Raw genomic sequence first — 13059 nt, forward strand, 5'->3', positions numbered from 1 at the left:
GGGCCGGCACGGCGGCGGTCCACGGCGGCGCGGGTCAACGGCTGGAGTGGTCGGCCGCCGGATGGTCGGGACCGACGACCGGCGGCGGGACCGCCCAGATCGGGCGGCGCGACGGCCGAAGGCGGTCGCGGAGGCGACCGGCGGCGTCGGCCACGGTGGCGGTCACCATCGGCCGCAGCCGGGTGGAGCGCATCACGGCCAACTCCTCGGCCAGGGTCGTCGCCCCGTCGAGGAAGCGCAGCACCCGTTGCGCCGGGTTGCGGTCGAAGAGCCGGCCGAAGAACTCCGGACCGTCGACCAGGTCGCGGTCCAGGGCCCGCAGCGCGACCGCGTCCATCCACCGGTGCCGACCGGGGTACGCGGGCCTCGGCACCGGCGGCCGTCCGGCGGCGAGCGCCCGGGCCACCTGTTCGGCCTGGCGATGCATCGCGGAGAAGGTGAAACCGGTCGACGGGCGGGTGGCGCCGCCGGCGCTGCCCAGGCGTACCACCCGGGGCGAGGGGCGGACCGCGAACGGCCCGTCGGTCATCGGGATGACGCCGTTCTCGACCTCCCGGACGGTGAGCCGGGCCGGGTCCAGGCCGAGCAGGTCCCGGTAGCCGGCCAGCGCCCGGTCGTACGCCGCACCGGTCAGCAGGTCGGGCGAGAACTCGGTGTACTCGACCAGCGCGTACCGGCTGTCCACCGGAAGCAGGTAACCGAACGAGACGCCCCGGGCCGGCTGCGGGGTGCGAAAATCCATCAGCACGGCGCGGGCCGGGTCGAAGAGCGGCCGGTCCGCCGCCAGCCACCAGCCGCGGAAGTGCTGCAACCAGTTCGTACGCCCCGGGCGACGCGGTGGTCGCGGCCGGGAGTCCAGCACCCAACCGGCCCGCAACGCCGGACGGTCACCGCCGGTGCCCACCAGCACCCGGCCGCCGTCGTCGTGGAGGGTCTCCACACCGGCGACGATCCGGGTCACGCCGAGGCGTCGCTCGGCCTCGGCAGCCCGGTCGTAGATCGGGCCGGAGCGCAGCATCGCGTACCGCAGGGGGGCGAGTTCCAGCGTGCGGTGCGCGCCGGGTGTGACCACCTCGACCTGCGACCAGCTCGCGCTGAGCAGGTCGTCCAGGTCGTTGCCGGGCCGGTCCCAGAACGCCCACGTCCGGTCCTGGCCGCGTCGGTGCACCGGATCGACGACCGCGATCCGGAGACCGTGCACGCCGTGCCGGGCCAGCGCGGCCAGCACGAGCGAGGCGGCGCCACCCCCGCCCACCAGGGCGAGATCCACGTCGACCGGCACCATCCCCACCCCAACCACGCTGCCACACCCCCTGCATGTAAGGAGGGGTCCCTTCTTAACGCCTGGTGTAGAGCAGGGGCCCCCTATTAACAACGGGGGGGGTGTGTGGTTGGGCGGCGCCGGGTGTGGGTGCGTTGTTGGCTGGCGCCTCTTGGTGGTCGGGAGGCGGGTGCGCGGCTGGCCGGCACCCCAACCCGGGGTGCCGGCCAGTCGGTTATGCGTGTGTCAGCTGTTCCAGTGCTGGGTGACGAGGTCGGCGGCCTGCTGTTCCCACTGGGCGTAGTGGTCCGGGTAGGCCGAGACCTGCACCTTCTGCGCGGCCACGGTCAGGGGCAGGTTCTGCCATCCGTCGATTTGCTTCAGGCCGTTGAGGAAGGCGGTGGTGGCGTATTCGGGGTTGGTGATCTGTTCGACTGTGCCCCAGCCGGAGGAGGGGCGCTGTTGGAACAGGCCCTGTGAGTCGTGGTCGTTGCGGTCGCCGAGGTGGCCCAGGTTTTCCAGCTTGGATTCCTGCAACGCGGTGGCGATGGAGACGACTGCGGCCCGTTCGTCCATGCCGGTCTTCTTCGTGGCGGCGATGATGGCCTTGGCGTTGCTGGTCTGCTCGGCGTTGAGGTCGATGCGTGACTGCGCGCCCTGCACGCCGTGCGGGGTGAGGGCGCCGGTGTCGGGCTTGTCGGCCTGGACAGCGGCGGGGGTGGTGGTGCCGGTGGTGGTGTCGTGGTTCAGCGGGCCCGCGGCGAGGCCACCGGCGACGGCGAGACCAGCGATACCGAGAACACTCTTACGCAGCATCGAGTTCATGATCAAAACTCCATCCGGGGGTAGACATCCACGCGCGGCAAGGGGGGGGTTCGGCACGTGGGTGAGCGCCGTGTGGCGCTGAGTGAAAGTCAGGGGGAATTGGTTCGGCGGGCTCGCGGGCCGAGGGGCCTTCGCGGCGCCGGGACCATGTTCAACGACCGACCGGCGCGGATCATTCCGCGGATCCGCCGGCCATGCTCACGCCCTTGCGGCGGCGTGGCCCCTACTCGATCGTCCGGAGCCTGTAACGCTCAACGGCCGGCGGCGATTCCCAGGCGCCGACCGGAAACCGGACATCGGGTGCGATCGGCCCGAGACCTCGCCGACCTCGTCATCCGCCCAGCCGGGACAGCACGATCATCGGCACATGGGTGCCGCAGTCGCCCGGGGCCTTAAGTGCCGCTTCCGCTGACCGGGCGGACGGCATCGGGGATTTCTCGTTCTGACTCGATCGGATGCCGGGCCCACCTAGTGTTGGGCACGCCGGTAGCAGGACGTGCGGTTGACCACCTGAACGACGTCCCACGCAGTCAGTGGACGACAAGTGAGGGAAGACGCGCATGAAGGCGACCAGAGGTCTCGTACCGGCGTTGGGCAGCGTTGTCCTCGGGGCGTTGCTGCTGCCCGGCGCCGCGCTGGCCGACACCACCGTGTCACCGTCCACCACTCCGGTCGGGGGGACCGTCGTGCTCACCGCGACGCACTGCGACCCGAACTCCGGCGACGCGGTCTTCCACGTCACCGGGCCGGACCGGGACCAGAATGTCCGCTCCACCAGCGTCGGGGCAAGCGGCGGGTTGAGCGCCGAGCTGTTCACCGCCGGGTTCACCCTTGGCACGTACACAGTGGCGACCATCTGCGGCGACGGTGCTCGCGACGGCGGCGAGACGCTCACCGTCGCGCCGGTCGGCGGTGCTCAGGCCGGGGGGCGCGGCGGCGGTGACGGCACCGGAACGCTGGCGGCCGGCGCGACCCTGCTCGCCACCTCGCTCGGCGGCGCCGTCATCCTGGCCCGTCGCCGTCGCCACGCGGCCAACGCAGCGACACTGTGACCGGCGGCCCCACTCGATCCAGCCGTCGGGGCCGTGACCGACGGCGTGGGCATCCGCGGCGGCTCGACGCGGACTGCCGGGAGCGCCCCGAACCGGCGGCTGCTTCGACCAGTGTCGCGGCGCGTGCGTCGACAACGTGCTCGGACTTCGCTACCCGGGTCGCGTGACCCGGGCCGGCCGGTCGTGGGGCGTTTGACCGCCCGGGCGCCGGGAAGACCGTGCGCCACGGCAGATCCCGAGGAGCGACGATGGCGCAGGCAGGACGGGCCAGGAAGCACACCGGGGCGGGCAAGGCCCCGATGCCGCGCAAGGCGGCGGCGAAGAAGGTGGCCACGGCGGCGAAGCGGGCCACCGGTGCGACAGCCGCCAAGACGCCCGGCGAGAAGCCCGCGCCGACGAGCGCGCGCACCGCCCGGAAGAAGGCCGTCTCCGCGACGGCCTCCCCGACCCGCCGCCCCACCGCGAAGGCCACCGCGGCGAAGAAGACGACCGCGCCGAAGAAGACGACCGGCGCGAAGTCGGCGCCGGCGGTCAAGAAGGCCGCAGCGGTCACCAGGAAGGCCACAGCGAAGAAGACGCCGGCAAAGAAGGCCGCGGCGAGGAAGACAGCGGCCACGAAGGCACCGGCGAAGAGGGCCACGACGAAAAAGGCGGCGACCAGGAAGACGTCGGCCAGCCAGGCTGCGGCGTCCCGGTCCCGCGCGGCCAGCACGGCGCCGGCGAGGAAGGCTACGACGATGGAGTCGTTCGGCAGCCGGCGCGGCGCCCGGACCGGATCCCGCTGAGTGGCGGAGTCTCCCTCGGAACAGCTCGTCATGTCCCTAGCCCCGTCGCGGCGTGCGGGACCCCGCCGGGCCCGGCCGGCGCCGGGGCGGAGAGGATGGCGGGGTGGCCAAGCGAGACAGGCGGCCGGCACGACGGGCCGAGATGACCGGAGCATGCCCGTGCGGGCAGGGACTGCCCTACCCGGACTGTTGCGGGCGGATGCACCGCGGCGAGGCGGACGCGCCGACGGCCGAGGCGCTGATGCGGTCCCGGTACGCGGCCTTCGCCGTCGGTGACCCGGACTACCTGCTGCGCAGCTGGCACACCCGCACCCGACCGGCCCGGCTGCTCCTCGATCCGGCCCAGCGCTGGACCCGCCTGGAGATCGTCGACACCGACCAGGGCGGATTGTTCGACAACACTGGCGCTGTGGCGTTCCGCGCCCACTACCGTGAGGCCGGCCGCCCGGGCACGCTGACCGAGCGCAGTCGCTTCGTCCGCGAGGACGGCCGCTGGGTCTACCTCGACGCCAGCTGATCGCGCCCCGCGCCGACCTGCTCCGGGCCGGCGCGCTGCGGAGCCGCAGGCGGCGGGGCGACACGGTGGTGGGCGGCCGGCGGCTCGACCGGTACGCCCCGGCCGCGGTCGTCAGGCGTCGCTCCGCACCGATGGCGGCGGGTCCGTCGCCGGCTCCGGCGGGATCCGGTCGCCGGCCGCTCGGATCACCAGGATCGCCGCGACCAGCAGGTACGGCACCGCGGCGACCGCGAACGCCACCGCGTTGCCGGCCCCGGTGGCGATCAGCCCGAACCCGGCGTACACCGTGATGGTGGTCAGGTCGGTCGCCATCCCGGCCAGCGAGGTGACGGTGGCCCGGGAAGGCCCGCTGATCCGGGCCTGCAACCGCGCGTCGGCCAGCACCGAGGCGAGCTGGAAACCACAGAACGCCAGCGCCAGCAGCAGGAACCCGGACGGCCTGCGGAGCAGCGCTCCCCCGGCCAGGGCCAGCGCCGAGCCGGCCAGCAGGAGCGCGTGCCCGGGGGCACGCAGCCGCTGGCCGGCCGGGGCGAGCAGGCCACCGGCGATCTGCCCGAGCGTGACGATCAGGAGCAGCAGCGGCACCGTGGTCAGGGCGACGCCGGTGTCCCGGGCCAGCAGCGGGGTGTACTCCTCCAGCGCGCCCCAGACCGCGGTGACCACCGCGACCAGCAGCACGGCTGCGCGTACCGTCCGGTCGCCGCGCACCTCGACGATCCCCGCCCGCAGGCCCGGCCCCCAGCCGGGCTCGGCGGCGCCGGCCGGCTGCCCGGCGGCAGCGGACCGGCGGTGTTCGGGGAAACGGGCGGCGACCGCGGCGGCGAGCAGGCAGGCCGCCACACTGGCCGCACCGACGGCCGGGTAGCCGCCGAGCCCGAGCACCGGCCCGGCCAACAAGATCGACCCGAGTACGCCGATGGTGCCGGCGGTACGGGCCCGGCCGATGGTGCGGGCGTACCGGGCGGGCGCGCCGAGGTGGTCGAGTTCGTCGAAGACCAGGGCCTCCAGCGCACCGGAGGCGAGCGCGCCGCCGGCTCCCCAGAGGACGAACCCGACGGCAAACGCGGGGTAAGACGGCACGAGCGTCCACAGGGCGAAACCGGCGGCGGTGCAGAGCGGCGCGAGGCAGAGCAGCCGACGCCGCGAGGTCGCGTCGGCCCAGGCGCCGGAGGGCACTTCCAGCACGATGCCGGCCACCGACCAGATCACGAACAGCGAGGAGATCTGCCCGACCGACAGGCCGGTGTCGGCGAACAGCAGCACGTACACCGGGTACAGCAGGATCAGGTCGGTGAGGAACGCGTACGCGTAGAGGGTGGCCGCCAGGCGGCGGGCACCCGTCGAGGTGAGGCTCATGAGGCCTTTTCGGGTGGGACGGGTCACGGACGCCGGTGCTACGGCGACCGCGGGCGGCCCACGGCCTCGGATGACACATCAATGTCGCCAGGTCATGGCGGTGATGCTAGCCGGCCGCGCGGTGCTCTGCCACGGCGTAGCCGGGACGCGGCGCGGGACGGGACGCAGGTGGTCCCGTCCCGCGCCGCGCTCAACGGGGCGACTGGTCGTCGGTCCTCGGTAGGACCATGGTCGAGTCGCCGTCGTCGGTGGTGCGCTGCCCCGGCACGTCCGGGGCCGGCGAGGTGACCTGGGTGGCGTCCGGGTCGTCATGGCCCGGCAGCGGTGCGTCGGGCGTCGGCCGTGGCAGCGGCGTCGTCGCGTCCGGATCGGCGGCGGGGGCGCTGACCACCTGGGTGGCCTCCGGGTCGTCGTCGACCAGCGGGGTTCCGGCGGGTCCGGCGGTCGCAGGCGGGGCGGTGCCAGGCGGGGCGGTGCCGGCCGCGCCGAAGGTCGGCGCGCTGGAGGTCGATGCGCTGGAGGTCGATGCGCTGGAGGTCGGCGTGGTGGGCGCGGTCGCCGGCTCGGCGGGGTGCTCCGCGCTGTCGCGGCGGCCGGCGGAGTAGGCGCGGGCGTGCTCCGCGATGGTCCGCGACTCCTCCTCGGCCCGGGACAGCCAGGACTCCCAGCGGCTCTGCATCGGCCGGACCAGCCCACCGCCGACGCCGACGACCAGGATGCCGCCGATGGTGGCCAGCACGGCGATCAGCACCGGGGTGGTCACGGCGGTGGCGACCCCGATCTGGTTGAGCGCGGCGATGACACCGAGACCGAGGATGAAGGCGGAGGCGATGGTGGCCAACAGCCGGCCGTACGACAGTCCGCCGAGCGCGCCGGAGATGATGTCCTTGACCGCGCTGGCGATGGCGGCGGCAACGACCACGATGACGATCGCGACGAAGGCACGCGGCAGCCAGGCGATGATGCCGGCGATCAGGTCGGATATCGGGTTCGGCCCCCAGATGCCGAAGGCCAGGTAGAGGGTGAGCAGCAGGACGCCGTAGTAGGCGAGCCGGACGACGATGTCGCTGGCGTCGTAGCGGGACCGGGCCAGGGCACGCCGGATTCCGCCGCGCTCGACGGCGCGGTCGAAGCCGATCCGGTCGAGCAGCCGGTCGACGAGCTTCAGGACCGCCTTGGCGACCAGCCAACCGGCCACCAGGATCGCCACGAAGGCGACGGCCTTAGGTAGGAAGAGAAGTATCGAACGGAGGGTGTCCCCCACCGCGTCACCGAAGTTGTCTCGCATCGGATGGTCCTCCACAGGGGCGGGTGGTTCGTCCGGCCCGACCTACCCGGGTGGCCTGTGGGGGAAACGTCCGCGGTTCCCGGGCTCAGCCCGGGCAGGAGTAGACGACCTCGGTGCTCGCCTGCGCCGGCGCCGGGGAGACGATGTTCACGGTGGCGGTCTCGGTGGTGCTGCCGACGCCGCTGAACGACCAGCGCAGGGTCAGCTCGACGGTGCGCTGGCCCCAACCGACCCGCTCATCGAGCAGGGCCCCCGGGGCAGCGCCGGAGCGCAGCCACTGGTACTCGATGACGCCGGCGCGGCCGTTGGTCTGCACCGTGGCGACCACGTCGACGGTCACGTCGCACTGCTCGCCCGCCGGCCGGGGCACGGCGACGCTCAGCTCGGCGATCTCCAGTGGGCTGAGCCGCTGCCAGATCCACAGCCCGACCGCGGCGAGCAGGGCGAGGGTGAGCAGGGTGGAGAGCACCGAGACGAGCCGACGCCAGGCCGACCTGCGCCGTGGTGGCGGCGCGGGTGCCGGCCAGGCGGGCGCCGGCGGCGGGGTGGCCGGCACACCGGGCCCGAACCGCAGCTCGCCGCCGGGTCCGGCGGTCGGGGCCGCGAGCGCTTCGGCAGCGGTACGCGCCCCGGCCGGGCCCGCGGTGACGGACGTACCCGAGCTGACGGTGAGGTCCCCGCCGGTGGCGGCAGGCTCGGTCACCGCCTGCCGCACCGTCTGGTCCAGCGACACCGTCTCCTGGTCCGGTCCCAGGTGGACGGTCGCGTCGCCGGTCGGCACCCGCGACGTCGCCCCCAGGTCGACCGTCGGCGCCGCGCCGCCGAGATACACAGTCGGCGTCCCGCCGGTGAGCGGCGCCGTCGGCGTCCCGCCGGTCAGGTGCTCGGTCGGCTCCCCGCTGGTGAGTTGCCCGGTCGGCGCCGCGCCGCCCAGGCGCACCGTGGGTTCCTCCGGCGGCACGGGGCGGGGCGGGGTGTGGTCGGGGTGGCCGCCGGTCGCCGGGCTGGGCAGCGCCCGATCGGTGGGCAGGGCCTCGGTCACGTCGTCCGGGTGGGTCACGGCTGCGTCTCCCGCTCGTCGTCGGCCTGGTAGGTGGGGCGCGCCCGGTCAGCCCGGCGTGCAGTAGGGGTAGAGCGTCACGTACACCGTCGGTTCGCCGGTGGTGGTGTTGCCGGCGGCGTCGGTGGCGAGGACCGTCACCGGGATGCGGATGGTGGATCCGGGTCGCGGCAGGTCGCCGAACACGCCCCGGAACAGGCCGCTCCTGAGCAGCGTCATGCTCTGCTCGTACGGCTGCTTCTCGATGGTGTAGCGGAAGCGGACCCGCAGGTCGCCGACCACCGTGCGGTCGTCGGCGACCAGCGCGGTGACGGTGCTGGTCGTGGGCCCGTACGGACAGCCGGCCGGATCCAGCTCGGTCGGGCTGACCGCGACCCGGTCGACCGTGGGCCCGGTGGTGTCCGGCGGCGGTGGCGGGCTGGTGCTGGTCGACGGGGACGGCGACGGGCTGTCGCTCGGCGGAACAGTCGGGGTGGTCCCGCTGCTCGGGGTGGCACCGCCGGTCGGGGTGACGGGCACCGCGGCGGTCGGCGTGGTGGACCCTTCCGGGGTGGGCGTGGTGGAGCCATCGGGGGTGGGCGGGGCGAGGACCTCGCCGGTGGGCACCGGGCCGCCGGTCAGGTCCGTCCTCGCCTCGGGCCGCACCGCGCCGGCCGGGGTCGCCGGCTCGTCCCGGGCGGCGTAGCTGAGCCCGGCGCCGCCGACCAGCAGGGCCGCCACCAGCCCGCCGCCGGCAAGCGCCGCCCGGGCGCGGCCCCGTCGTGGCACGGCGGGGCCGCTGTCGTCGCCGGCCGACGGAGTGGGGCCGACCGTGGCGGCGCCGAGCGCGGTGCTGGCCACGGCGGTGGCACCGCCGGCGCCGTCCGGGAACGGAAAGAAGGCAGCCAGCAGTGCGGCCCGCTGGGCCAGCTCCCGCAGCCCGCGCTCCTCCCAGTCCGCCCCGTACGCCCCGGCGGCCACCTCCTCCAAGGTGGCGAGGAAGACCTGCGCGGGCTGCGGCCGGTCGGCGGGGCGTTTGGCCATGCCGTGGCGCAGCAGGCCGTGCACCGGTCGCGGGGCCGGGTCGGTGGGAATCGGCGCGCGGGCGTGCTGCTGGCGCAGGGTGGCCAGGTCCCGCCCATCGTACGGGGGATGGCCGGTGAGGCACTCGAAGAAGGTCGCGGTGGCGGCGTAGATGTCGCAGGCCGGGCTGACCGGCGCGCCGGTCCACTGTTCGGGGGCCATGTAGCGCGGCGTGCCGGTGACGCTGGCACCGGAGCTGACGCCCACCGGCAGGGCGATGCCGAAGTCGGCGAGTTTGCTCGTGCCCTCGGCGGTGACGAGCACGTTCTCCGGCTTGTAGTCGCGGTGCACCACGCCACGGGCGTGTGCCGCGCCCAGCCCGGCCAGCGAACCCTTGAGCACGCAGAGCGCCGACTCCGGCGTGGTCGGGCCCTGGGCGCGCAACATCTGCCGCAGCGAGACGCCGTTGACCAGTTCCATCACGATCGCCGCGCCGCCCGGTGCCTCGACGTACTCGTAGAGGCGGCAGACGTACGGGTCGTCGATGTCGGCCAGCAGTCGGGCCTCGTCGCGGAACGCGGCCCGGAAGAGGTCGTCGTCGTGCCGGCCGGTCAGATACTTGATTGCCACGGGTGTGCCGGTGGCATCGTGGACGGCGAGGTCGACGCTGCCGGACGCGCCGGCGCCAAGCCGGCGGACCGGGGTGTAGCCGGAAAGTCGCCATTCGGTCATGTCGCCACTCTCCGCGCTCCGCGCCGCTGGCCGGTGCTCCTGGGCACGCCGGTCATTATCGCCCGCGGGGCCGGCGCGGCCATAGGCCCGACAGGTGCTGTCATCGGCCGGGCGGCCGCCCGGGGGCAGGCGGTCCGGGCGGCTGCCGGGTGGCAGGCGGTCGGCCCGGGGGCCGCCGAAGCGGGCGCGGGACGGTCGGTCGCGGACACAACGCCACTGGTATCACCACCGGTCAACGCCCGGCAGACACGGACCGCCGCCGGAACGGGAACCTGGACCGGATCATCGGCTGCGCCCTACCCTCGACGGCGTGTCGATCACCGACGCGGAGCTTGCCGTCGCCGCGGCCGAGGCCGGGGCGACGGTGTTGCGCGCCCGGTACGGGGCGGCGCTGGCCCGGGTGGACAAGGGCGCGGGTGACTTCACCACCGTCGCCGATCTCGAAGCCGAGCGGGCCGTCCTCGACGTGCTCCGGGCCGCCCGTCCGCGGGACGAGGTGCTGGCCGAGGAGAGCGGCCGCACCGGGCCCGGCGACAGCGATCGGGTATGGCTGGTCGATCCGCTGTGCGGGACGCTGAACTACGCCGCGCGCACCATGCTCGCCTCGGTCAACGTCGCCCTGCGGATCGGCGGCACGACCACGGTGGCCGCCTGTGCCGACCCGTTCGCCGACGAGGTGTTCTGGACCGAGGGCAGCCGGGTCCGGGTACGCCGTGGCGGGAACGACGCGCAGGTCGAGCCATCGGCGCACTCGCGCCTGGTCGAAGTCAACCTCGACCCGCCGTTCCCGAACGGGGCCGCCTTCCGGGCGGTCCGGTTGCTCGCCGACCCGGACTTCGGGGCGCGGTTCCGGCCCCGGGTGGTCTCCACCACCCTCGCGGTGGCCTGGGTCGCCGCCGGCCGACGGGCCGCCTACCTGACCGACGGCCACCTGCCGGACAGCGTGCACTTCGCCAGCGGTGTCGCCCTCTGCCGGGCCAGCGGCTGCGTGGTCACCGGCCTGCGGGGAGAGCCGTTGCACACCGGGGTGGGCGGGCTGCTGGTGGCGGCCGACCAGGAGACCCATGCCGCGTTGTCGGAGCTGGTCGACCGGCAGTTCGCGGCAGGTCACACCCAGACTTAGAACATGTGTGCGAAGATGGCCCCGTGTCGGGCGAGGCCACCATCCTGCATGCCGACCTGGACGCGTTCTACGCCTCGGTCGAGCAGCGCGACGATCCACGGCTGCGCGGCCGTCCGGTGGTCGTCGGCGGCGGCGTGGTGCTGGCCGCCAGCTACCAGGCCAAGGCCTGCGGTGTGCACAGCGGCATGGGCGGTGCGCAGGCCCGCCGACTCTGCCCGGACGCGCTCGTCGTGCCGCCCCGGATGGCCGCCTACAGCGCGGCCAGCCGAGCGGTGTTCGAGATCTTCCGGCAGACCACGCCGCTGGTCGAGGGGCTCTCCATCGACGAGGCGTTCCTCGACGTCGGTGGTCTGCGCCGGCTGGTCGGGCCGCCGACCGGGATCGCCGCCGGGCTGCGCCGGGCGGTACGCGACGGCGTCGGCCTGCCGATCACCGTCGGCGTGGCCCGCACGAAGTTCCTGGCCAAGGTCGCCAGTGGCGTCGCCAAGCCGGACGGCCTGCTGGTCGTGCCGCCGGGCGGCGAACTGGCCTTCCTGCACCCGCTGCCCGTCGAACGGCTCTGGGGAGTCGGCCCGGTCACCGCCGCGAAGCTACGGCAGCACCGGATCCGTACGGTCGGTGACGTCGCCCGGCTCGGCGAGGCGACCCTGGTCTCGCTGCTCGGCGGCGGTGCCGGCCACCACCTGCACGCCCTGGCCCACAACCGGGATCCGCGACCGGTGCAGGTAGGCCGGCGACGCGGGTCGATGGGCGCCCAGCACGCGCTGGGTCGATCCGGGCACCGGCCCGCCGAGTTGGACGCGATCCTCGCCGGCCTGGTCGACCGGGTGACCCGGCGGCTGCGGTCGTCCGCCCGGACCGGCCGGACGATCACCCTGCGGCTGCGCTTCGCCGACTACACCCGGGCGACCCGGTCGCGCACCCTGCCGAAGGCGACCGCCGACACCGGCCCGGTGCTGGACGCCGCACGCAAGCTGCTGCGGGCCACGCTGCCCGAGATCGAGCGACGCGGCGTCACCCTGATCGGCGTCGCGGTCGGCAACCTCGGCGACGGACACGTCCAGCTGCCGCTGCCCTGGCACACCGAGCCGGCGGCGGAGCTGGACGCGGCGGTCGACGCGGTCCGCGAGCGCTTCGGTTCGGCGGCCCTGACCCGCGCGGTGCTGCTCGGCCACGACACCGGCCCGGAGATGCCGCTGCTGCCCGACCCCTGAGCACCGGGCCGAGATGCCCGCCATCCGGTGCGGGTGAGGCCGCCGCGGGCAGCCCACCCGCACCGGAAGAGTCCGGGCCGCCGCTCACCCGCCGACCGGCGCTCCCCCGGCGGGATCGACGACCGCAGCCAGCGCGCGCACCGGTTGCCGCCCGACCCGACCCGCCAGTGGCTCGGTGCCACGATCGAGCCGGGTCTCCGGCAGGGGCCGCCAGAGGAGGTCGACCGGGATGCCGTCGGGCCGCGACAGGTCGGGCCGATCGCGGTAGCCGAGCCGACGGAAAAGGCGACGGTCGGTGCTGCTGTGCACCTCGGCGTACATCGGCAGACCGAGGGTGTCCATCCACCGGTGGCTGCCGGCGAGGACCGCCGCGGCCTGCCCGGCCCGGCCGGCGTCCGGCGGCGCGGCGAGGAAGGCCATGTGGTTGTGGGCCTCGTCGGGGCGCCGCGCGGCGAGGACGTGATCGAGCCGGCGGAAGCGTGCGGCGTGCTCACCGCCGGCGTGTTCGAGGCGCTCGTCGTACCGGGACGGGGGTGGGATCGGGCGGTAGCGGTGGAACCAGACCGTGGCGGCGGCCCCGTCCTTGAGCAGGAACGCGTCACCGAACAGCAGCGCGTGCTCGACCCAGATACGGGCCACGGCGGCGACCACGGCGGGCCGCCGCCGCTCGTCCGGCACCAGCCAGAGCCCGAGCGGGGTAGGGGCGACGGTGGCGGTCACAAGGTCGACGATCCAGTCGATGTCGCGCCACCGGGCACGGTTGACCGGCAGGTTGATCTGCATGGGGAACTCCTGGTCAGGTGAAAGTCCGAGGTGAAAGATCTGGCCTGGCCAGCGACCCGCG

General features: G+C 74.5%; 11 protein-coding genes and 1 pseudogene. 4 read left to right on the forward strand and 8 right to left on the reverse strand.

What is annotated here, in order from left to right; genetic code table 11:
• Positions 1-34: 34 nt before the first annotated feature.
• Both ACQPYA_RS16560 and ACQPYA_RS16565 read right to left on the reverse strand, forming a co-directional pair.
• A complete protein-coding gene (locus ACQPYA_RS16560; protein ID WP_433533518.1) occupies positions 35-1285 on the reverse strand; it encodes a lycopene cyclase family protein in 1251 nt (416 codons plus the stop codon).
• Between the two features lie 222 nt (positions 1286-1507).
• The gene (locus ACQPYA_RS16565; RefSeq protein WP_433527983.1) at positions 1508-2086 is read right to left on the reverse strand and encodes a hypothetical protein; all 579 of its coding nucleotides are present in this window, start codon (positions 2084-2086) and stop codon (positions 1508-1510) included.
• Positions 2087-2646: 560 nt separating this feature from the next.
• Here ACQPYA_RS16565 and ACQPYA_RS16570 point away from each other — a divergent pair.
• A complete protein-coding gene (locus tag ACQPYA_RS16570) occupies positions 2647-3138 on the forward strand; it encodes a hypothetical protein (RefSeq protein WP_433527984.1) in 492 nt (163 codons plus the stop codon).
• On the opposite strand, the gene ACQPYA_RS16575 is transcribed toward ACQPYA_RS16570, so the two are convergent.
• Entirely contained in the window at positions 3089-3955 is an 867-nt protein-coding gene (locus ACQPYA_RS16575) for a hypothetical protein (RefSeq protein ID WP_433527985.1), read from the reverse strand. The two genes, ACQPYA_RS16570 and ACQPYA_RS16575, sit on opposite strands and share 50 nt — an antisense overlap.
• A 110-nt stretch (positions 3956-4065) precedes the next feature.
• On the opposite strand from ACQPYA_RS16575, the gene ACQPYA_RS16580 reads away from it, so the two are divergent.
• A complete protein-coding gene (locus tag ACQPYA_RS16580) occupies positions 4066-4440 on the forward strand; it encodes a YchJ family protein (RefSeq protein WP_433527986.1) in 375 nt (124 codons plus the stop codon).
• A gap of 111 nt (positions 4441-4551) precedes the next feature.
• On the opposite strand, the gene ACQPYA_RS16585 is transcribed toward ACQPYA_RS16580, so the two are convergent.
• From ACQPYA_RS16585 to ACQPYA_RS16600, 4 genes and pseudogenes are all read right to left on the reverse strand, one after another.
• Positions 4552-5796 (reverse strand): MFS transporter, encoded by a 1245-nt coding sequence (locus tag ACQPYA_RS16585; RefSeq protein ID WP_433527987.1) that lies wholly within the window; start codon positions 5794-5796, stop codon positions 4552-4554.
• 579 nt (positions 5797-6375) lie between these two features.
• Positions 6376-7084 (reverse strand): annotated as a pseudogene (locus tag ACQPYA_RS16590) (mechanosensitive ion channel family protein); the annotation flags it as partial.
• 85 nt (positions 7085-7169) lie between these two features.
• Positions 7170-8144 (reverse strand): hypothetical protein, encoded by a 975-nt coding sequence (locus tag ACQPYA_RS16595; protein ID WP_433527988.1) that lies wholly within the window; start codon positions 8142-8144, stop codon positions 7170-7172.
• A 48-nt stretch (positions 8145-8192) separates the two neighbouring features.
• On the reverse strand, positions 8193-9878 hold the full coding sequence (locus tag ACQPYA_RS16600) for a protein kinase domain-containing protein (RefSeq protein ID WP_433527989.1): 1686 nt from the start codon (positions 9876-9878) through the stop codon (positions 8193-8195).
• Between the two features lie 310 nt (positions 9879-10188).
• On the opposite strand from ACQPYA_RS16600, the gene ACQPYA_RS16605 reads away from it, so the two are divergent.
• Together ACQPYA_RS16605 and dinB are read left to right on the forward strand one after the other, a co-directional pair.
• Positions 10189-11001: an inositol monophosphatase family protein gene (locus ACQPYA_RS16605; protein WP_433527990.1), complete on the forward strand. Its 813-nt coding sequence runs from the start codon at positions 10189-10191 to the stop codon at positions 10999-11001.
• A gap of 23 nt (positions 11002-11024) precedes the next feature.
• Positions 11025-12215: a DNA polymerase IV gene (gene dinB, locus ACQPYA_RS16610; RefSeq protein WP_433527991.1), complete on the forward strand. Its 1191-nt coding sequence runs from the start codon at positions 11025-11027 to the stop codon at positions 12213-12215.
• An 84-nt stretch (positions 12216-12299) separates the two neighbouring features.
• Here the strand turns inward: dinB and ACQPYA_RS16615 are convergent, their stop codons facing one another.
• The gene (locus ACQPYA_RS16615; RefSeq protein WP_433527992.1) at positions 12300-12998 is read right to left on the reverse strand and encodes a hypothetical protein; all 699 of its coding nucleotides are present in this window, start codon (positions 12996-12998) and stop codon (positions 12300-12302) included.
• Between the last annotated feature and the right edge of the window lie 61 nt (positions 12999-13059).

The organism is Micromonospora sp. CA-263727 (genome assembly GCF_050942455.1).
GTDB lineage: Bacteria > Actinomycetota > Actinomycetes > Mycobacteriales > Micromonosporaceae > Micromonospora.

Bases quoted from the DNA above. Each gene is read 5' to 3' on its own strand.
- ACQPYA_RS16560 (WP_433533518.1), bottom strand. From the start codon at position 1,285: ATGGTGCCGGTCGACGTGGATCTCGCCCTGGTGGGCGGGGGTGGCGCC.
- ACQPYA_RS16565 (WP_433527983.1), bottom strand. From the start codon at position 2,086: ATGAACTCGATGCTGCGTAAGAGTGTTCTCGGTATCGCTGGTCTCGCC.
- ACQPYA_RS16570 (WP_433527984.1), top strand. From the start codon at position 2,647: ATGAAGGCGACCAGAGGTCTCGTACCGGCGTTGGGCAGCGTTGTCCTC.
- ACQPYA_RS16575 (WP_433527985.1), bottom strand. From the start codon at position 3,955: ATGACGAGCTGTTCCGAGGGAGACTCCGCCACTCAGCGGGATCCGGTC.
- ACQPYA_RS16580 (WP_433527986.1), top strand. From the start codon at position 4,066: ATGACCGGAGCATGCCCGTGCGGGCAGGGACTGCCCTACCCGGACTGT.
- ACQPYA_RS16585 (WP_433527987.1), bottom strand. From the start codon at position 5,796: ATGAGCCTCACCTCGACGGGTGCCCGCCGCCTGGCGGCCACCCTCTAC.
- ACQPYA_RS16600 (WP_433527989.1), bottom strand. From the start codon at position 9,878: ATGACCGAATGGCGACTTTCCGGCTACACCCCGGTCCGCCGGCTTGGC.
- ACQPYA_RS16615 (WP_433527992.1), bottom strand. From the start codon at position 12,998: ATGCAGATCAACCTGCCGGTCAACCGTGCCCGGTGGCGCGACATCGAC.